This window comes from Sphingomonas caeni (genome assembly GCF_026013415.1).
GTDB classification, from domain to species: Bacteria; Pseudomonadota; Alphaproteobacteria; order Sphingomonadales; family Sphingomonadaceae; genus Sphingomonas; species Sphingomonas caeni.
Genome location: NZ_JAPDOK010000001.1, coordinates 700240 through 719097, shown reverse-complemented (window position 1 = coordinate 719097; position 18858 = coordinate 700240). Strand labels below are relative to the sequence as shown.

17 protein-coding genes are annotated in these 18858 nt (G+C 65.2%); 11 read left to right on the top strand and 6 right to left on the bottom strand.

Annotation, left to right across the window (positions count from 1 at the left end; all coding sequences use genetic code 11):
• The first annotated feature begins 26 nt into the window (after positions 1–26).
• The 5 genes from OF829_RS03795 (at position 27) to OF829_RS03775 (ending at position 2849) form a co-directional block, all read left to right on the top strand.
• Complete coding sequence (locus tag OF829_RS03795; protein WP_264938615.1) at positions 27–335, top strand: YggT family protein; 309 nt, start codon at positions 27–29, stop codon at positions 333–335.
• A complete protein-coding gene (locus tag OF829_RS03790) occupies positions 322–642 on the top strand; it encodes a DUF167 family protein (protein WP_264938614.1) in 321 nt (106 codons plus the stop codon). Before OF829_RS03795 ends, OF829_RS03790 begins: the two co-directional genes overlap by 14 nt.
• Complete coding sequence (gene folD, locus OF829_RS03785; protein WP_264938613.1) at positions 639–1514, top strand: bifunctional methylenetetrahydrofolate dehydrogenase/methenyltetrahydrofolate cyclohydrolase FolD; 876 nt, start codon at positions 639–641, stop codon at positions 1512–1514. The genes OF829_RS03790 and folD overlap by 4 nt, the downstream gene beginning before the upstream one ends.
• Before the next feature lie 94 nt (positions 1515–1608).
• Entirely contained in the window at positions 1609–2211 is a 603-nt protein-coding gene (locus OF829_RS03780; RefSeq protein WP_264938612.1) for a Cif family virulence factor, read from the top strand.
• Positions 2208–2849 (top strand): MarC family protein, encoded by a 642-nt coding sequence (locus tag OF829_RS03775; protein ID WP_264938611.1) that lies wholly within the window; start codon positions 2208–2210, stop codon positions 2847–2849. Before OF829_RS03780 ends, OF829_RS03775 begins: the two co-directional genes overlap by 4 nt.
• A gap of 66 nt (positions 2850–2915) precedes the next feature.
• On the opposite strand, the gene OF829_RS03770 is transcribed toward OF829_RS03775, so the two are convergent.
• On the bottom strand, positions 2916–4790 hold the full coding sequence (locus tag OF829_RS03770; RefSeq protein ID WP_264938610.1) for an AcrB/AcrD/AcrF family protein: 1875 nt from the start codon (positions 4788–4790) through the stop codon (positions 2916–2918).
• A 58-nt stretch (positions 4791–4848) separates the two neighbouring features.
• On the opposite strand from OF829_RS03770, the gene OF829_RS03765 reads away from it, so the two are divergent.
• Positions 4849–5286: a GtrA family protein gene (locus OF829_RS03765; protein ID WP_264938609.1), complete on the top strand. Its 438-nt coding sequence runs from the start codon at positions 4849–4851 to the stop codon at positions 5284–5286.
• Between the two features lies 1 nt (position 5287).
• Complete coding sequence (locus tag OF829_RS03760) at positions 5288–6016, top strand: class I SAM-dependent methyltransferase (protein WP_264938608.1); 729 nt, start codon at positions 5288–5290, stop codon at positions 6014–6016.
• Positions 6017–6142: 126 nt separating this feature from the next.
• Here OF829_RS03760 and OF829_RS03755 read toward each other — a convergent pair whose 3' ends face one another.
• Positions 6143–7216, bottom strand: a complete 1074-nt coding sequence (locus tag OF829_RS03755) for a glycosyltransferase family 2 protein (protein WP_264938607.1) — start codon at positions 7214–7216, stop codon at positions 6143–6145.
• A gap of 165 nt (positions 7217–7381) precedes the next feature.
• Between OF829_RS03755 and OF829_RS03750 the strand changes: the two genes are divergently transcribed.
• Positions 7382–9403: an ATP-binding protein gene (locus OF829_RS03750; RefSeq protein ID WP_264938606.1), complete on the top strand. Its 2022-nt coding sequence runs from the start codon at positions 7382–7384 to the stop codon at positions 9401–9403.
• A 457-nt stretch (positions 9404–9860) separates the two neighbouring features.
• Here OF829_RS03750 and OF829_RS03745 read toward each other — a convergent pair whose 3' ends face one another.
• The 4 genes from OF829_RS03745 to OF829_RS03730 all read right to left on the bottom strand — a co-directional run bounded on the left by OF829_RS03745 (position 9861) and on the right by OF829_RS03730 (position 13537).
• On the bottom strand, positions 9861–11660 hold the full coding sequence (locus OF829_RS03745) for a DUF885 domain-containing protein (RefSeq protein ID WP_264938605.1): 1800 nt from the start codon (positions 11658–11660) through the stop codon (positions 9861–9863).
• Positions 11661–11724: 64 nt separating this feature from the next.
• Complete coding sequence (locus OF829_RS03740; RefSeq protein ID WP_264938604.1) at positions 11725–12048, bottom strand: winged helix-turn-helix domain-containing protein; 324 nt, start codon at positions 12046–12048, stop codon at positions 11725–11727.
• Positions 12045–12575, bottom strand: a complete 531-nt coding sequence (locus OF829_RS03735; protein WP_264938603.1) for a hypothetical protein — start codon at positions 12573–12575, stop codon at positions 12045–12047. Before OF829_RS03735 ends, OF829_RS03740 begins: the two co-directional genes overlap by 4 nt.
• Positions 12572–13537, bottom strand: coding sequence for an acyl-CoA thioester hydrolase/BAAT C-terminal domain-containing protein (locus OF829_RS03730; RefSeq protein WP_264938602.1), 966 nt, complete (start codon positions 13535–13537; stop codon positions 12572–12574). Before OF829_RS03730 ends, OF829_RS03735 begins: the two co-directional genes overlap by 4 nt.
• Before the next feature lie 942 nt (positions 13538–14479).
• Here OF829_RS03730 and OF829_RS03725 point away from each other — a divergent pair.
• The 3 genes from OF829_RS03725 (at position 14480) to OF829_RS03715 (ending at position 18781) form a co-directional block, all read left to right on the top strand.
• Positions 14480–15661: a glycoside hydrolase family 5 protein gene (locus OF829_RS03725; RefSeq protein ID WP_264938601.1), complete on the top strand. Its 1182-nt coding sequence runs from the start codon at positions 14480–14482 to the stop codon at positions 15659–15661.
• A 104-nt stretch (positions 15662–15765) separates the two neighbouring features.
• Entirely contained in the window at positions 15766–17022 is a 1257-nt protein-coding gene (locus tag OF829_RS03720; RefSeq protein ID WP_264938600.1) for a glycoside hydrolase family 27 protein, read from the top strand.
• 223 nt (positions 17023–17245) lie between these two features.
• Complete coding sequence (locus tag OF829_RS03715; RefSeq protein WP_264938599.1) at positions 17246–18781, top strand: alpha-N-arabinofuranosidase; 1536 nt, start codon at positions 17246–17248, stop codon at positions 18779–18781.
• The last annotated feature ends 77 nt before the right edge of the window (positions 18782–18858 follow it).

The following is an 18858-nucleotide window of genomic DNA, read 5'->3' as shown; positions in this document are numbered from 1 at the left end:
ATCAAGGTTGCCCGTGGAGAGATGTCTTGGCTGCGCTGATTTTCAATATCGTCGAGATTCTGCTCAACGTGATCTGGTGGATCATCGTCGTCCAGGTGATCCTGTCGATCCTGATCTCGTTCAACGTCATCAACACCTATAATGATTTCGTCCGCTCGCTCTGGCAGGGGCTCGAGCGGCTGACCGATCCGATGTATCGCCCGTTGCGCCGCATCCTGCCCGATGCCCGCCCGCTCGATCTCGCGCCGATGGCGGTGCTGATCCTGTTGCTGATCATCCGGACGCAGGTCATGCCCTATATCGCGTCGCTGCTCGTCGCGAATGGGATTGCCTGACGCCACCACGCCGTGGAGCGCCTCGGCTGACGGCATCCTGATCGCCGTGCGCGTCACGCCCAGGGGCGGGCGCGACGCGTTCGGCGGCGGTACTGCCGGGCATTTCGCCGCCCGGCTCGCCGCCGCTCCCGTGGCGGGCGCGGCCAATAGCGCGCTGGTCGTATTGGTGGCCAAGGCGTTCGGCGTGGCGAAGCGCGATGTGGCGCTGATTTCGGGCCAGACGGCGCGGCTCAAGCGATTGCGGGTATCGGGCGATCCGCAGGCGCTGGCGGAGCGCGCGGCGAGCCTTTATGGGGTCGCTCCATGACCGCCCAGATCATCGACGGAAAAGCCTTTGCCGCGGGGCTTCGCGCCCGCGTCGCCGCGCTCGTGCCCGCCTTCCACGCCGCGACCGGGCGCACGCCGGGGCTCGCGGTGGTGCTGGTCGGCGAGGATCCGGCCTCGACGGTCTATGTCCGCTCGAAAGGCAAGGCGACGCGCGAGGTCGGGATGGAGAGCCTCGAGCATCGCCTGCCCGACACCACCACCCAGGGCGAACTGATCGCCTTGGTCGAGCAGCTCAACGACGATCCGACGGTCGACGGCATCCTCGTCCAGTTGCCGCTGCCCGCGCATCTCGACGCGCAGGAAGTGCTGTTGCGGATCGATCCCGACAAGGATGTCGATGGCTTCCACCCGATCAACGCGGGCCGCCTCGCGACCGGGGTGAGCGGCTTCGTGCCCTGCACGCCCTGGGGCTGCGTGATGCTGCTTGAGGACCGGCTCGGCGATCTCTCCGGGCTCGACGCGGTGGTGATCGGCCGCTCGAACATCGTCGGCAAGCCGATGGCGGCGCTGCTCACCGCGCGCAACGCGACGGTGACGCTGTGCCATTCGCGCACGCGCAACCTGCCCCATTATCTGCGCCACGCCGATATCGTCGTCGCGGCCATCGGCCGCTCGCGTTTCGTCCAGGGCGACTGGCTCAAGCCCGGTGCCACCGTGATCGATGTCGGCATGAACCGCGAGGATGGCCGCCTGACCGGCGATGTCGATTTCGACGGCGCGGCGAGCGTCGCAGGGGCGATCACCCCCGTGCCCGGCGGGGTCGGCCCGATGACGATCGCCTGCCTGCTGCGCAATACCCTGGTCGCGGCGCACCGGCGCGAGGGCGTGCCGCTCGACGAGCGCAGCATCTGATGCGGTCGCACCAGCTCGTCCCCGGAGCAGGCGGACGGCTGGAAAATCATGCGCAATGCCCGTTACGCTCGCGTCCCGAACGAGGGAGGATGAGATGCTGCCATTTCTGATGCTGCTTGCGGTGCCCGATCCCGAAACCGCGATCGAGGCCGAACGCGCCTTCAACCGCGCCGCGCAGACCGAAGGCCAATGGACCGCCTTTCGCCGCTTCTCGACCGAGGACGCGCTGATGTTCACCCCGCAGCCCGCCAAGGCGCACGAGATCCTGCCGCTCAAGGATCCGCCGATCACCGTGCAGTGGTGGCCCGCCGACAGCTTCGTCTCGTGCGACGGCCAGGTCGCGGTGAACACCGGCCCCTGGGTGCGGCCCAAGGCGTTCGGCTATTTCACCACCGTCTGGGTCCGCCAGGGCGACGGGCATTTCAAATGGGTCTATGACGGCGGCGATGCGCTCCAGACGCCGCGCGCGCTGCCCGAGAGGCCGCGCGTGCGCAGCGCCTCGTGCCGGGGCAAGGCCCCGCCGCACGCCTGGGCGCTCAACAGCGAGGTCAGGAACGACGGCGGCAGCTCGCCCGACGGGACGCTGACCTGGGAGTGGACCGTGTTCAAGGACGGCCACCGCATCTTTCGCGTCAATCTGTGGAACGGGAAGCGCTTCGACACCGTGCTGACCGACGACATACCCGCCCCCAAATGATCGAAGCCTTCATCTCGGCCTTCGCGACCCTGTTCGTCGTCATCGATCCGCCCGGCTGCGCGCCGATCTTCGCGGGGCTGACGGCGGGTGCGACCGAGGCGCATCGCCGCGCGATGGCGCTGCGCGCGGTGTTCGTCGCGGCGATCATCCTGGTGCTGTTCGCGCTGTTCGGGCGCGCGCTGCTGAACGGGCTCGGGATCAGCCTCTACAGCTTCCGCATCGCCGGCGGGATCATGCTGTTCCTGATCGCGCTCGACATGGTGTTCGAGAAGCGCACCGAGCGGCGCGAGGACCGGGCCGAGAAGCTCAAGGCCGAGCCGGTGGTGGACGTCTCGGTCTTCCCGATGGCGATGCCGATGATCGCGGGGCCGGGATCGATCGCGTCGGTGATGCTGCTGATGTCGCACAGCGACACCTATCAGGATCAGGCGATCGTGTTCGGCGCGCTCGCGGTGATCCTGGTGCTCACGCTGGTCGCGTTGCTCGCGGCGGGGCCGATCATGCGGATCGTCGGCGCGAAGATCGAGGCGGTGATCTCGCGGCTGCTCGGCGTGCTGCTCGCGGCGCTTGCGACCCAGTTCGTGATCGACGGGATCAGGGCCGCTTTGGTTGCTGCCCGCGCGGCGGGCGTGCACTGAAGCTTGCGTCTGCAAGGGTTGCGGCACCAGCCCGCTCCGACTCCCGGCCACCCTTACTTTAGTATCCTATGGGTGGCCGGGAGGGGGAGCGGGCTGGTGCCGCTCGCCGGCAGGCGCACGAACAGCCTCGTCCGGTGCGGCGTAATCGATCCGCCACAGCTTGAACGGTGAGGTCGCGGGCAGCGCCACCGGGGTCAGCCATTTCGGAATCCTGCCGTCGCGCAGCTGGGCGTAGAAGCCGTTCTTCGACCGTGCGGTATAGAGCGTCGTCTCGGCCATGTTGGGGCAGGTCAGCAGATAGGCCGCGCCATGCGCCTTCGCGATCGGGCGGAACTGCGCCGCGCTGCCCATAAAGGCATGGTGCACGTCGAGGATCGCGCGCTCGTTGCGGTGATAGGGGCCGGCGACGCCATCATGGTGCGTCAGCGTCACCAGCCGCGGCCCCATATCGACATGGGTGAACATCGTCGCCGCGGGGATCGCGTCGAGCTGGCGGAGCGCGGCGAGGCTGGTGCAGGCGCCATAGGCGCGGTTGCTGCTGGTGCCGCCGCCCGACGCCGCCGGCGCGCGCGGCATCCATTTGACGACGAAGCCGGCGAACAGGCCCGATACGACCAGGAAGGCCGCGACCGATCCGACCACCCGCATCAGCATCTGGCGGCTGCTCAGGCACCAGGGCACGATCAGCCAGATCAGCGCGGTCGAGCCGGGAACGCCGAGCATCTGCGCCGCGGGCCCGGTGCGGACCTGCCAGAGCAGGGTGGCGCCCGAAAAGGCGGTGAACAGCGCGATCGTCGCCCAGCCCACCGCCCGGTCGGTCCCGCGCGCGCGCCATGCGGCAACTGCCGAGCCGATCAGCCCGATCACCGGCATCGCCGCCGTGGTGAGCTGATTGTCCCAGCTGAGCCGATAGATGGGCCGCGCCTCGCGGACATTGTTGAGCCAGATCCGCGCCAGCTCGGGCGAGACGCCCTCGGGGCGGCCCAGGCATTGCGGGAAGAGCAGGGCGAAGCCCGCCGCGATCGCCGCGCCCGCGGCCGCGCCCATCGCCAGCCGCATCCAGCGCTCCTGCGGGTTGACCAGCGACAGGATGAAGAGCAGCGCCCCCGCAACGGTGACGGTCGAGAGCCAGACCGGGGTCAGCGCGTCGCAGCGCATCGCCATATTGGCGTTCGAGGTGAACAGCGCGAAGCCGAGCGCGCTCACCCCGGCAAGCGTGACCGCATAGATCTGCATCCGCCGCGCCTCGCCGCGGTCCCACACCCAGCGCAGCCCGATGATCGCCCCCGCCATCGCGCAATAGGGCAGCATCTCGAGCCCGATGGTGAGCGAGAACGCGCTCGAAATCCCCACCACCGCCCCGCCGCGCGCGCGCCCCGGATCGGCGAGCCCCGCCACCGTCATCGCCAGCGCGGCGATCTGCCACCCATGGTGATCGATGCGCATCGGCATGTACATGCTCATCGTCAGCGTGCAGCTCGTGAGCAGCACCACCACTGCGACCGGCCATGCCCTGGGATCGATCAGCCGCCGGACCGTCAGCGACAGCCCCGTCAGCGTCACGCCGAGCGGCAGCATCGGCGCGATCCCGCACGCCCATTTCTCCGCCGCGGCCACGCCGATGAACGGCTTGAACAGCAGGATCAGCCCGGCGATCGGCAGGTCGCACAGCCGCGACCAATGGATGTTGAGCCCGCCCAGCGCCGGATCGAGGCGATAGTTGGTGAGATCGTACCAGCCCTGCCCCGCGAGCAGCGCGCGGACCTGCATCAGCCGCATATTGTCGTCGGTGTCGCCCAGCCCCAGCGACAGGATCACGCCCTGCTTCTGCCAGATGAAGAAGGTGCACACCGCCAGCCAGGCGACGAGCGTCCAGTTCAGCCAGTGACGGTCGAGTTCAGTTTCCAGGCGGGAAACACCGCCATCCGGCCCAGGCTTCAAATTCGCTTCCCTCACTCGCGCCCGCGCATTAGTGCGGCCCGCGGTTCAAGGGCAAGGCATGACGGTGATCCTTCGACGAGTCGAGAGTTTGTGGGCGAGCGGGGTGCTGGGGCAGATCATCCGCTTCGGGATCGCGGGGGTGATGTCCACGCTGATCTATGCCGCGGTCTATTGGCCGCTGGCGACCTATGTCATCCCGCCCCTGCTCGCCGGCGTGATCGGCTTCATCGCCGCGGCGACCGCGGGCTTCTTCATGCACAGCGCGTGGAGCTTCAAGGGGCACGGCGTGCGCGATAACAGCGGCCGCCAGCATGCCCGCTTCCTCGCCGTCCAAGGCTTCGGCTTCCTGCTCAACGAACTCTATATCTGGGTGCTCACCGGTCCCCTGTTCCACGGCCCGACCTGGTGGCCGCTGGTGCCGACGGTGTTCCTCACCCCCGCGCTCACCTTCGCGCTCAACCGGCAATGGGTGTTCGCCGCGGAAAAGGCCGGCTGAGATGGACCGTATCGTTTACGAGCGCATGGCTGCGCACGACACCACGCATTGGTGGTACCGCGCCCGGCGCGACATCCTGTCCGACTATCTGACGCGCTACGGCGATCTGCCCAGGGACGCGCGCATCCTCGAGATCGGCTGCGGCACCGGGCACAATCTGCCGATGCTCGCGAGCTTCGGCGAGGTCGACGCGATCGAGATCGACGAGGCCGCGGGCGCCTTCGCCGCCGAGCGGCTGGGCAAGCCGATCGGCACCTCGCCGCTGCCCGAGCTGAGCGGGGTCGAGCGCGGCCAGTACGATCTCGTCGCGGTGCTCGACGTGGTCGAGCATGTCGAGGACGACGTCGGCGCGCTCAGGGCGATCGCCAGCCTGCTCAAGCCCGGCGGCAAGATCCTGATCACCGTCCCCGCGCACCAATGGATGTGGAGCGCGCACGACGTGGTGAACCACCACAAGCGCCGCTATTCGAAGGCGACGCTCACCGCGGCGCTGCAAAAGGCGGGCTTGAGCTGGCGCAAGCTGCGCTGGTTCAACTCCTTGCTCTTCCCCGCGGCGGTCGCGGCGCGGATGGCGGGCAAGCTCACCGGCAAGGACGACAGCGACGATTCGCCGCCGCCCGGGCCGCTCAATGCGATCTTCGAGACGGTGTTCCGGATCGAGCGCCACCTCCTCGGCCGGGTGCCGATGCCCCCCGGCCTCTCGATCATCGTTCTGGCCGCGCCGAAATAAACTCCTTCTCCCATTGGGAGAAGGAAGGGGCCCGCCGCGAAGCGGTGGGAGGGATGAGGGTGACGGATCGTCCTCACCCTTCCGCCGACTTCGTCGGCGCCCTCCCTCTCCTGGAAGGAGAGGGATTCAGGCCTTCGTCCGCGCCCGCCTCCGCGGCGCCGGCAGCGGCGGCGGCGCGATCGCCGCAGGCGCTTCGCTCGGCTCGTAATCCTGCGCCTCGGGCGCATCCTCGAAGCGATAGCCCAGCCGGGCATGGCCCTTCACCGGGCCGGCGATATCCGCGACCAGGTACAAAGGCCGCCGCTTGGACTCGACATAGAGCCGCCCCAGATATTCGCCGATCATCCCGAGCACGAACATCTGCACCGCGCCGAGCACGAGCACGACGAGCATCAGCGAGGTCCAGCCCGGCTGGATCGCGCGGCCGGTGAGCCAGGCGAAACCGACATAGAGCACCAGCAGCGCCGCCGCCCCCGTGAGCGCGAGGCCGGCATGGCTGGCGAAGCGCAGCGGCGCGGTCGAGAAGCCCGTCACCGCGTCGAGCGCGAAGCGGATCATCTTGGAGAGCGGATATTTGCTCTCGCCGGCATGGCGCTCCTGCCGGTCATAGGGGAAGGCGACCTGGCGGAAGCCGACCCAGGCGACCATCCCGCGGATGAAGCGCGCCTGTTCGGGGAGCGCCAGGAAGGCGTCGAGCGCCCGCCGCGTCATCAGCCGGAAATCGCCGGTATCGAGCGGGATCGGCGTGTCGGTCACCCTGTCGAGCACGCGGTAAAAGGCGGCGGCGGTGGCGAGCTTGAAGATGCTCTCGCCGTCGCGCTTGCGCCGCACCGCATAGACGACATCCGCACCTTCCGCGGCCATCGTCGCGCGCATGTCGGTCAGCAGCTCGGGCGGGTCCTGCAGGTCCGCGTCGATGATCAATATTTCCTCGCCCGCGCACAGGTCGAGCCCGGCGGTGAGCGCCAACTGATGGCCATGGTTGCGCGACAGGTTGATCGCGACGAGGCGCGGATCGCCCGCCGAGAGCTGCTGCATGATCGCCCAGCTCTTGTCGCGCGAGCCGTCGTTGATCAGCACCACCTCGTAACTGTCCCCCACCGCCGCCCGCGCCGCCGCCGAGACGCGCCCATGGAGCATCTCGAGGCACGCCTCTTCATTGTAGCAGGGGATGACGACGGAGAGCTTGGGACGTTGCATGGTGGGGGGCGTTAGCGGGTTTTGGTGGGTTCGTCATGGGGGATTGGTGGGGTGCTGACCGATTGGCGCGCATATCAAATTTGTGGCTGACGTGACGATTGACAGTCAAATCCATCGAGCAGCTACTGCTGCTGATCAAACAAGCGTATCAAATGGAGCTTTCGCGTGAAATTCGACGTCATCGGACGCATTAACAACATGCGATTGCCTGACGGCAAGACCGCGGTCCTCTATTCCGTCTACGAAGCGGTTAGCAACTCTATCCATGCGATCAACGATCGTTTTGGCGAGGATGAAGCCGCGAAGAAGGGTAGGGTCGATGTCGATATCGCGGTGGACGACGCCTTTGAGATCGACACCATCACCATTACCGACAACGGGATCGGGTTCACCGACGCAAACCTAGACTCGTTCGAGACGAGTGACAGCAGATTCAAATATCAGCGTGGCGGTAAGGGCGTCGGTCGGTTCATCTGGATAAAGATGTTCGAAACCATCAAGGTCGATAGCGTGGTTGCCAAGGCTGAAGGGCGGAAGCGAGTCCGTTTTACCTTCGTGCCGGAGGAAGAGGACTCCATCGCCGACAAGCGAGTCACGTCGGCGCCAGGGGAGGAGATACGTACCTCGATCACGTTATCGGACATGCGGTCCGACCAACGTGGGCGAATCAAGCCCTCATCCTATCTGAAGGACCTGGCACTCCACTTCTTCCCACAGTTCATCTCCGGTACCTTGCCTGAAGTTACGATCACCTACCGAGGGGAAGCCTCCAGCCTTAACGAGTTCATTGCAGAGCAGATTGACGTTCCGGAGGAACGCTCGCTTCTGGTAGATTTTGGCGATGGCCCGATTGAGGTGAAGGTAAATCACCTGTTCGTGGATGCGTCGATCTCGACCGGCTTGCGGAACTCCTATCTGTTGACTGCGCATGGCCGCCTCGTTGGCGACCCGGTGTCGATCGAACGCAAATATGCGTTGAAGGAATTGCCTGACGGCAAAGCTTACGTGGCAGTGATCAGCAGTGTGTTCCTAGATGAACGCGTCGATCAGGAGCGACTGGGCTTCAAGTTGACTGCCGAGCAAGGAGAGATACTTCAGTCAGCGATTCTCGAAGCCGCAGAGGAGTTCTTGCACGCGCATATCGCTAGAATGAGATCGCGCCAGAAGACGACCGTCGAAGGATTGATCGCTGAGCATCCCCAGCTCCAGACGCAGTTTGAGGACATCGACGAATATGTAGCCCAGCTCGGGCCGGGAATGGATGACGAGCAGATCGCGCAGAATCTGTTCGTCCTCTTGTATCGTGACGAGCGCGATCTGAAGAAGCGAATTGAGTCTCTCGACCAGCTTGCTTCGCTGGAGGCGGAGAGCCGCAAAAGCGCTGAAGAGGTGCTTAGCGAAATCTCGAACCAAGCGAAGCACCGATTGGCAGAACTAGTCGTAAAGCGCCATCAGTTGCTCCAGCTCGCCAACATCCTGCTCAAGGTGAAGGACGATGGCCAGCGTAGCTATCATTACGAACGCGTGATTCATGAGCTAATTTGCCCGATGCGCGAGATGTATAAGTCTGGTGACTATGAGGATCACAATCTCTGGATGCTCGACGACACCCTCGCCGCCTATCAGCTCTTCGCGTCGGACAAGCCAATCAGCTCTCTCACCGAGGGTTCATCATCTACGAAAGAGCCGGATCTGATTTTCTTCAATCCACTGGGGTTCAGGAGGGAGGGCACGAATGACCCGATCGTGATCGTTGAGTTCAAGCGACCAGGTGACGTGCTTCCGACTAAAGACCCAGTGAATCAAGTGCTTGACTACATTGAAGAGCTACAAGGCTCGCGGGTTAGGGACGTCGATGGCGAAGTGGTTGCAGATATCGACACGAAGACGCCGTTCGAGTGTATAATCGTCTGTGAACTCACTGGGCAGGCGCGCGGATTGTTCGAAAAGTCATTGGCGCAGAATAGCACGCCGGACGGGGAGGGTTATTATGGGTGGTCGAGTCGGCACCTTGCTCATATCCGCGTCATCTCGTTCAAGAAGATGCTCCGAGATGCGGAAATCCGAAATCAAGCGTTCTTCAATCAGTTGACGCTTGGCAGCCCCTCCCTCGCGGCAAAGAAGCGACAGGCTAAGGCAAGGGAAAAGCGTGCTGCGCGCAAGGGGCCAGCCCCCGCCGCAGCGTGAAGGACTCCCCCTTGAAATGTAGGATTTCCCCTGCTCAGCTAAGCGCGCCGGACACCTCCGGCCCGCTCTTTGACCCGTCGATCCCCCATCCCCTCCGCGCCCCCGCGCGGCGCCCCGGGAATCCAACAACCCGCGCATTTCCCCTCGGGCAAAGGTCACCAATGACCGCGATTTGCGGGACCTTTCCGAAGGCCACGGCAACCGCCGATCAGTGTCAAGTTAGTGTCAACTTTGGCGCCACCCGCCCCCGCGCAAGCGCGCGAAGCAAGCCGCGAAAAACCGCGCCTTGGCCTAACCTTCGCCTAACCTTCCACAAGGCGGGACGCCCCCCTTCCGTCATCCCGGCGAAAGCCGGGACCCAGAGTCGCGGGCGATGCGCTCTCCAACCCTGGGTCCCGGCTTTCGCCGGGATGACGGGTCAGCCGGTTTGGCGCGACCATCGCGTGGCTTGCCACCCTCAGGCAGCGCCTTTCGCCCGCTCCTCCACCAGCCGCTCCAAAATCGTCAGCGGCACCGCGCCCGCGCGGATGACCTCGTGGAATTGCTTGAGGTCGAACTTCGCCCCCGCAATCTCCTGCGCCCGCTTGCGCGCCCGCACCCAGCTCGCATGGCCGACCTTGTAGCTGCACGCCTGGCCCGGCTGGGTGCAGTAGCGCTCGACCTCGCGCTGCGAGCGGGGGCGGGCGAAGCCGACGGTCGCGACCATGTAATCGGTCGCCTGCTCGCGGCTCCAGCGCTTGGTGTGGATGCCGGTATCGATCACCAGCCGCGCCGCGCGGAACAGGAAGGACTGGAGATATCCGGCGCGTTCGAGCGGCGAGGCATAGGCGCCCAGTTCGTCGGCGAGCTGCTCGGCATAAAGCGCCCAGCCCTCCGAATAGGCGCCGAAGAAACTGGTCTTGCGGATCAGCGGCCCCTCGGCCTCCTGCGCGGTCGAGATCTGGAGGTGGTGGCCGGGCAGGCCCTCGTGGAAGGTCAGCGAGGGGAGGGTATATTTGGGCCAGTCGCCCACGCTCTTGAGGTTGATGAAGTAGATGGCGGGGCGCGACCCGTCGAGCGCGGCGCGGCGGTAATAGCCGTTCGAGGCGCCGTCCTGGATCTCGACCGGCACCGCGCGGATCTCGAGCGGGGCCTGGCTGGGGTTGAGGAAGGCCTGGGGCAGCCTGGCGCTGATCAGCTTCACGCCCTCGTTGAGCGAGGCGATCAGTTCGGCGCGGCCCGCCGCGGTGTCGGCATAGAGCTGCTCGGGGCGGGTGTTGAGCGCGGTCAGCCGTTCGGCGACGGTGCCGGCGGTGAAGCCCTGGGCCCTCAGGATCGCGTCGAGCTCGGCGCTGATCTGGGCGACCTGGTCGAGGCCCATCTGGTGGACTTCGGCGGGGGTGAATTTGGTGGTGGTCGAGGCTTCGAGCGCCGCGGCGTAGATCGCCTCGCCCTGGGGGATGTCCCACACGCCGGCGCTGGTGCGCGCCCTGGCGCGGAGCTTGCGGATCAGCGCGATCTGGCGGTCGAGCGCGGGATAGACCCGGGTCGAGACGATCGACGCGGCGCGCTTGCCCCAGTCGCCGGGGATCTGACCGGTGCGGCGGACGAGCGAGGTGGTGAGGGTGTTGGCCTCCGGCGCGGGGCTGCGCAGCGCCGCCATCTGGCCGAGCGTGAGGTCGAGCGAGAAATCGGGGGCGACCACGCCGCGGTGCGCCTCGACCGCCTGCTCGTGGGTCTCCTGGTCGAGGACCGTGGCAAAGGCGTCGAGCCGGTCGAGATAGGCCTCGGCATCGTCGGCATTGGCGATGGTGTGGGCCGAGTTGAGGAAGTCGGGCGTCGAGAAATAGGCGCCGCCCTGCTGGAAGATGGTGAAGGGGCGGACGGCCGAATCGAGGTTGAACTTCTCGGGCCCGACCGCGCGGGCGCGGAGCGAATAGAGGACGACCTCGCGGTCGAGCTGCGACTGGGGCGAGAGGCCCTTGGGTCCGATCGCCTCGATCGCGGCGATCGTGTCGAGCAGCGCCCCGAGGTTGATCCGGCGCGCGGCGGCGGTGCGCGGCGAGAGCTGGTGCTTGAGGTCGGCGTCGGCGCCCTTGTCGAGCCCGAGCGAGGTCGCGCTCTCGGGCGACTGGCGCAGCGAGGCGTGGAAGGCGGCATCGAAGACGCGGTTCAGTTCGGCATCCCTGGCGCCGGGCGCGGCGGCGCGGGCGGCATAGGGAAGCAGCGCGAAGACGCTTGCGGCGGAAGCGGTGTACAGGAAGGAACGGCGATCCACGGTCAGGCCCCCTTTGGATGTGATGGGGCGAGACTAGCGATTCGCACTATGGGCACAAGCGGCGTCAGCGCTCCCCGATCTTCGCCTGGTCGACGATCGCCTTGAGGAAGGCGAGGTGGCCGAGGAACGCCTTGCGGCCCGCGCTCGTGATCGACACGAGCGTCCGCGTGCGCTTGCCCACCGGCTGCTTGTCGACCGCGACATAGCCGGCCTTCTCGAGCGTGGTCAGATGCGCACCCAGATTGCCGTCGGTCGCCTCGACCACCGATTTGAGCCGCACGAAATCGAGCGGAGCGTCATCGGGTTCGGCATCGAGCGCCGCCAGGATGCGCAGCCGGGTCGACTGGTGGACGATCTCGTCGGGCGCTTCGTTGATGCCTGGGCTCATGCGCGCTTCAGCCACAGGCCCGAGACGATCAGCGCCCCGCCGCCGCCGACGCCGAGCCACAGCTCGAGATGGGCGCGGTCGAAGAACCAGCCGCCGATCACGCAGGCGGCGATCACCAGCCCGATCCAGGCGAAACGGCGGCCCCACCAGATGCCCTGGAAGACATACATAGCGGCGACGAAGATCGAGATCAGCGCATTGCTCCTTGCCGCGCCATCGACCCCCGCGATCTGGAGCACGAGCACTACCAGCGCGACGATCGTCACCCCGGTCGCGGCACCGCGCCAATCGCCCTTGCCGTGCCTGCGCCCGCGCCAGATCGACCAGAGCGTCGCGAGCAGGATGCCGACCGGCCAGGCGAGCGTGCCCCCGGGGCTCGCATAGCTGGCGAGATTGGCGATCAGCCACACCAGCCCCCAGCCGATGACGATGTCGCCGGCATGGGCATAGGCGCGGAACTCGACGGCGCGGCTGCGGGTGCGGTCGACTGCGTCGAGCGCGCTGGCGGCATCCTCCTCGCCGATCATTTGACCGGTTCTCCGATCGAGGCGGCGAGGAAGGCCAGCGCCTGCTTCCAGCTGTCGGCGCGCGCCGCCGCATTGCCTTCGGTGGTGCCGCCCAGCGCGTTGAAGGCGGTTGCGGGCCGTCCATGGCCATCGTCAGGCGGGATCGCGCCGGCATGGCCTGCGTCCGGATAGGCGATGTGACGATGCGGGTAGCGGAAGCCCCTGGCGTCGAGCCGCGCCATCACCTGATCGGCCATCGCGCTCGATGGCCACAGCGTGTCGGCCCGGCCGGAAAGCAGCAGCACCGGCCCGCCGATCCGCTCGACCGGGATCGCCGCGTCGGGATGCTCGCCGGCGAATTTCAGGCTGCGCAGATAGAGATCGTAAACCCCGGTGAAGGGGGCGCTGGTATCGTAGGGGATGTACGGCACGGGCTGGCCGTTCAGGCTGAACGAGGATTTGACGCTGGTATAATCGGCAAAGTTGATCCCCTGCCACACCACCGAGCTCGGCACGACCGCGATCACCGCCTTGATCTCGGGGCGGCGCGAGGCGACCAGCAGGGCGGTCTCTCCGCCCTTGGAGATGCCGTAGATGGCGATGCGCTTCGGATCGGCGAGCGGCTGCCTGACCAGCCAGGCGACCGCGGTGTCGAAATATTCGAGCGGGATTTCCTGGAGCTGCTGGGGCAGCCCATCGGCCTTGAAATAGGCGAGCGCGAGCACGCCATAGCCCTGGCGGGCGAACGCCTCGCCGAGCCGCTTGCCCCCTTCCTCCCCGCCTTCGGACCCGCCGAGCACGAGCAGGGTCGGGCCACGCTTGCCGCTCGCGGGCGGGTACCAGGTGGCGACGAGGCCCTGTTCGCGCACGGGGATGCCGGCGGGGGTGGCAACGGTCTGCGCCTGGGTCGCGGCGGCCGGGACAAGCTGGCCGGGCAGGGCGAGCAGCCCCGCGCCGAGTGCCAGAAGAAGCGCGCGTTTCATCTCGACCTCCATTCACTCTGCCTCGCAGAGCAGATAACTCTGCGAGGCAGAGTAAGTCAAGTCTTTCGTTGTGTGCGCTGACCGGCGCGAGCGCCGCGGGCGCGCTTCCTCCCGCGCGCGCGGCGCCGTCCCACAATGCGGAAGGTTACAAAAGGTTAGGCGAAAGCACTGTTTGTAGCGGGTCCGGCATTCGAAAGTTGACACTGGCTTCACACTGCCGCGCCTGTTTCGCACGGGCGAAATCCGGGCGAGGGCGCCTGTGACGGTTGTTGCTGTTCTGACGATTCGCGATGTCAAAGATCGGCCGGATGCAGTGTGCGGCGAGGCGAGGGAAGCAGGGGAATCCTACATTGCAAGGGGGGGGGTGGGCTTCCGCTGTTGGGCCGTTTGTTGCCAGCCTCCTTTTGAGGGGGAGATGGCGGAAAGGGACGATCGGCTCATCCACTGAAGGACGCAGTTCGATCTGACCGCGCCGGATCGATGGATTCTGACGAAGGAGCCGACTGGTCAGGGTGGCCAAGCCGGCGCAACCCCACGAAAATATTGCGAGCCGGATTCTGCCTTTGTAATCCGGCCCGTGCGTTAGACGCGCCGGTATTCAAGCTCGAACCTGCTCTAAAAACTCCCTATACTCTCAACGGTTTAGTGATCACGCTCAGCGATCTGCCGACATATTTCCATTGCGGCCCGCCGAATAATATGCTTATTTGGCAATCGTGATCCGCCCGTAAAACAAGCGATCATCGGCAGCTTCATTTTCATAAATAATCTACATTTTTAAATACAAAACTCGCCGCGTTCCGCCTCTTTCGACATACAGACAACGTTGTCATGCATGATGAGGGCGCCGTCATCCGGGGCGGTGGCAGGGCTCGGGCCGAGAAATAGAGGAACGGGAGAGTACGCGTGAGAGTTGCGAGACGGCAAATCCTTGCTTCAACGATGGCGATCCTTGTGGCGGGCTGCTCGGGCGGCGCGGCCACTCCAACGCCTGCGCCCATTTCGGTGCCTGCACCCACGCCTACTCCTACTCCTACTCCTACTCCTACTCCTACTCCTACCCCTACCCCCTCTGCCACCCTGGCGGCCGTCACCACGGCCCAGCTCGGCAAGGGCTGGAACATCGGCAATACGCTTGAGTCGCTAAATGATTTCGGCAAGCCCCATACGACCTCGCAAGAGACCGCGTTCGGCAATCCCGCGGTAAATCAGCAATTGCTGAACGCAGTCGCCGCCGCCGGCTTCAAGAGCGTGCGTATTCCCGTCGAGTGGGCCCAATATATGGACGGAAGCGGGAACGTCGCTCCGTTCTGGCTCGCCAGGGTCAAGGAAGTGGTCGACATGGCCCGGAATGCCGGGCTGTACGTCATCATCAACCAGCACAAGAGCGACTGGTACAACCCGACGGCTGCGGAGCGGGTTGCCGGCAACGCGGCATATACGAAATTGTGGACGCAAATCGCGAACCATTTCAAGGATTACGACAACCATTTGCTGTTCGCCGGAACCAACGAAATCCACGTCGATTATGGCGTGCCGTCGGCGGAAAATTGCACCGTCCAGTCGGGCTTCAATCAGGCGTTCATCGACGCGGTGCGCGCGACCGGCGGCAATAACGCGTCGCGGACGCTCGTCTTCCAAGGGTATAATACCGACATCAACAATACGATTGGAGCGTGTGGAGCTCCCGTCCCCACCGACACGGCCAGCAGCAGGCTGATGATGGAGTTCCATTATTACGATTCGTACAACTTCACGCTGAACGACAAGAGCGCCATCTGGCAGTGGGGTTCGATCGCGACCGATCCCGCAGCAACGGAAGCGTGGGACAACGAGGCGCATGTCGACGCCCAATTCGACAAGGCGAAGGCCGCCTATACCGACAAGGGCATTCCCGTGATCATCGGCGAATACTGCGCCATGTCGAAGACCGAGTATGATCCGTCGCTGAAGTACCGGGACTATTGGACCAAGTACGTCACCGGATCCGCGATCCGACATGGTTTCGCACCCTATTACTGGGACACCGGCTCCTTCCCCAATCACACCTGCGGGCTGTTCAACCGCACCACCGGTGCCGACTTCAACCCGACGACGATCGCCGCGGTCTTCGCCGCGCCCTAGGGGTCCGGGCACGGTGGTACGGGCCGGAAATCGTCAGCCGATGATTTCGGGCAAGATCCGCGACGTGAGCGGAATCTTCCAAATCGTGGAGCGCCAGCATCCACATGATGAAGGGATTCGAGATGTACACCAAACGCATGGCGCAGCTCGTGTTGGGCATTTTTCTGGGTGTCGCCGCCTGCGGCAATAGCTGGGCTCAAAAGTTTGAAGGCCTGGCCAGCACCCCGCAAATGGGCTGGAACAGCTGGAACAAGTTTGCCTGCGATATCGATGAGCGCCTGATCCGCGAGACCGCCGATGCCATGGTCAAGACGGGCATGAAGGACGCCGGCTATCAGTACGTCAACATTGACGATTGCTGGCAGGGCGAGCGCGACGCCGACGGCAACATCCAGCCCGACCCCAAGCGCTTCCCATCCGGGATGAAGGCGCTGGCGGACTATGTGCATGGCAAGGGACTCAAGCTGGGCATCTACTCGGACGGCGGCGCGACCACCTGCGGCGGCCGTCCCGGTAGCCGCGGCCACGAGTATCAGGATGCGCGGACCTATGCGCGCTGGGGCATCGATTACCTCAAGTACGACTGGTGCAACACCCAGGGCCTGAACGCCGAAGGGGCCTACACCACGATGCGCGACGCGATCGCCAAGGCGGGCCGTCCGATGCTGTTCAGCGCGTGCGAATGGGGCATCAGCAAGCCTTGGGAGTGGGCGGGCCAGGTTGCCCATTCGTGGCGCACCACGCCCGATATCTATAATTGCTTCGACTGCGAATTCAGTCCGGGCCTCTCGACTGGTCTGGGCGTGCTGCGCATCCTCGACAGGCAGGCAGGTCTGCGCAAGTTCGCAGGGCCCGGCCACTGGAACGATATGGACATGCTCGAAGTGGGCAACGGCATGAGCGAGGATGAGGACCGCGCCCATCTGTCGATCTGGGCCATGATGGCCTCGCCCCTCATCCTGGGCAACGACTTGCGTACCATGTCCGAGTCGACCCGCCGCATCCTGACCAACCCCGGCGTGATCGCGGTGAACCAGGACAGACTGGGTGTGCAGGCGCTGCGCGTCATGGCCGACGGTCCGCTGGAGATCTATGCCAAGCCGCTCGACGGCGGCCAATGGGCACTGATGTTCCTGAACCGCTCCAACCAGCCTGTCGACGTTCGCCATGACTGGAAAGCGGAAGTCCTGACCGATGGCCTGAGCAACCGGTCGGTCGATTTCAAGCGGACTGTCTACCGCTGGTCCGATCTGTGGAGCACGAAGACCGGAGACACCAGCGTCAACCTGCAAGCGCGGCTGGCGCCGCACAGCGTGCTGATGCTGCTCCTGACCGGCCCCACGAAACCACAGGGAGTTTGATAGTTTTGGGGACACTATACTCAATAGACGACATCTGTGGTCCGGCTCGATTGATGCGCGCTGAGCCTGTCATGCGGCGCATTGATCGTCTGGGAAGCGGGCGGTCACCCGCGTCGGCAGCGCGCTGCAACCGCCGTACGGGTCCCAATTGTCGTGAGAAAGCAGGCGCCTGCTCGGTAGCACTCGCTTCATGCGCCACGCCTTCGGTTATGGGACAGTATCAATGCGCCTTCTGACCTCCGCAGCCGCGATCGCCGCTGCACTGATCCTGCCGGTCGCGGCGCATGCTGCCGACGACCCGGTTCAGATAACACTCGAAGCGTCCAAGCCCGGCGCCGTGATCGACCGCAACATCTTCGGCCAGTTCGCCGAGCATTTGGGTAGCGGTATCTATGGCGGCATCTGGGTCGGCAAGGATTCCACGATCCCGAACACGCGCGGTATCCGCAAGGATGTCGTAGCAGCCTTGAAGGCGCTCAGGGTTCCTAACGTCCGCTGGCCGGGCGGCTGCTTCGCCGACCAGTATAACTGGCGCCGCGGCGTCGGCCCTGAGCGCAAGGCGGCCGTCGGCGAGCCCAACACGTTCGGCACCGACGAATTCATGGACTTCGCCGAGCAGATCGGAACCGAGGCCTATATCTCGGTCAATCTCGGCTCCAGCACCGTGCAGGAAGCGGCCGAATGGCTCGAGTACATGACCGCGCCGACCGACTCTGCCTTCGGTGCCGAGCGCGCCAGAAACGGGCACCCTCAGCCGTACAAGGTCGCCATCCTCGGCCTCGGCAATGAATCCTGGGACTGCGGCGGCCCGATGTCGCCGGACTTTTACATCAGCGAAATGATGCGCTTTTCGCATTTCGTGCGCAATTACAATGCGGCCCAGCCGATGAAGCGCGTGGCCGTCGGACCCAGCGGCGCCGACCCGACCTGGACCGAGGCCGTCATGAAGGCCTGGAAGAGCCGTTCCTGGGCCTGGGACATCGAGGGCCTGTCGCTGCACTCCTACAGCGTGGGCGGCTGGCCGCCGCACATGAAGGACACCGGCTTTGACGAAGAGGACTATGCCGTCCTGCTGAAAGACTCGATCGGCATGGATGGCACGCTCAGGCTGCAGTCGGCGATCATGGACAGATATGATCCCGAAAAGAAGGTCGCCCTGGTGGTCGACGAATGGGGCTCGTGGCTGGCGCCGACGCCGGGGTCGAACCCGGACGGCCTGATGCAACAGAATACTCAGCGCGACGCCGTGCTGGCCGCGCTCAACATCAACATCTTCGCGCGCCACGCCGATCGCGTCCGCATGGCCAATATCGCCCAGATGATCAACGTCCTGCAGGCCATGATCCTGACCGACAAGGGCAGGATGCTGCTGACGCCGACCTATCACGTCTTCCACATGTACGTGCCGTTCCAGGACGCGACCTTCGTACCGCTGACCTTCGACGCCGGCACCTATACGACGAACGGCATCACTTTGCCGCGCGTCGATGCCGTCGCGGCCAGGGACAAGGCCGGCAAAATATGGATTGCCCTGACCAACATCGACCCGAAATCGCCCGCGACATTCAGCTTCTCACTTGGCGGCGTTAACGCCACAAAGGCTTCGGGCCAGACCCTTTCGGCGCCGAAGGTCGATAGCGTCAACACCTTCGGCGCACCTAACACCGTCGCCCCCAGGGCCGTATCGGCCAGGGTCGTGGGCGGTAAGCTGACCATCACCGTCGCGCCGGCATCGGTGACGGTGCTAGGCCTCGACTAGTCGGAGCGCCCGGGAGTGATCCGACATCCTTTCCCGATAACCAGCCAACCAAAATCGGGTTTTCGGTTAAACACGGG

What these genes read in the sequence shown, in the direction of transcription:
- OF829_RS03790 (WP_264938614.1), top strand. Translation starts at nt 322, where the DNA reads ATGGGATTGCCTGACGCCACCACGCCGTGGAGCGCCTCGGCTGACGGC.
- folD (WP_264938613.1), top strand. Translation starts at nt 639, where the DNA reads ATGACCGCCCAGATCATCGACGGAAAAGCCTTTGCCGCGGGGCTTCGC.
- OF829_RS03780 (WP_264938612.1), top strand. Translation starts at nt 1,609, where the DNA reads ATGCTGCCATTTCTGATGCTGCTTGCGGTGCCCGATCCCGAAACCGCG.
- OF829_RS03775 (WP_264938611.1), top strand. Translation starts at nt 2,208, where the DNA reads ATGATCGAAGCCTTCATCTCGGCCTTCGCGACCCTGTTCGTCGTCATC.
- OF829_RS03765 (WP_264938609.1), top strand. Translation starts at nt 4,849, where the DNA reads ATGACGGTGATCCTTCGACGAGTCGAGAGTTTGTGGGCGAGCGGGGTG.
- OF829_RS03760 (WP_264938608.1), top strand. Translation starts at nt 5,288, where the DNA reads ATGGACCGTATCGTTTACGAGCGCATGGCTGCGCACGACACCACGCAT.
- OF829_RS03755 (WP_264938607.1), bottom strand. Translation starts at nt 7,216, where the DNA reads ATGCAACGTCCCAAGCTCTCCGTCGTCATCCCCTGCTACAATGAAGAG.
- OF829_RS03740 (WP_264938604.1), bottom strand. Translation starts at nt 12,048, where the DNA reads ATGAGCCCAGGCATCAACGAAGCGCCCGACGAGATCGTCCACCAGTCG.
- OF829_RS03735 (WP_264938603.1), bottom strand. Translation starts at nt 12,575, where the DNA reads ATGATCGGCGAGGAGGATGCCGCCAGCGCGCTCGACGCAGTCGACCGC.
- OF829_RS03730 (WP_264938602.1), bottom strand. Translation starts at nt 13,537, where the DNA reads ATGAAACGCGCGCTTCTTCTGGCACTCGGCGCGGGGCTGCTCGCCCTG.
- OF829_RS03725 (WP_264938601.1), top strand. Translation starts at nt 14,480, where the DNA reads ATGGCGATCCTTGTGGCGGGCTGCTCGGGCGGCGCGGCCACTCCAACG.
- OF829_RS03720 (WP_264938600.1), top strand. Translation starts at nt 15,766, where the DNA reads ATGATGAAGGGATTCGAGATGTACACCAAACGCATGGCGCAGCTCGTG.
- OF829_RS03715 (WP_264938599.1), top strand. Translation starts at nt 17,246, where the DNA reads ATGCGCCTTCTGACCTCCGCAGCCGCGATCGCCGCTGCACTGATCCTG.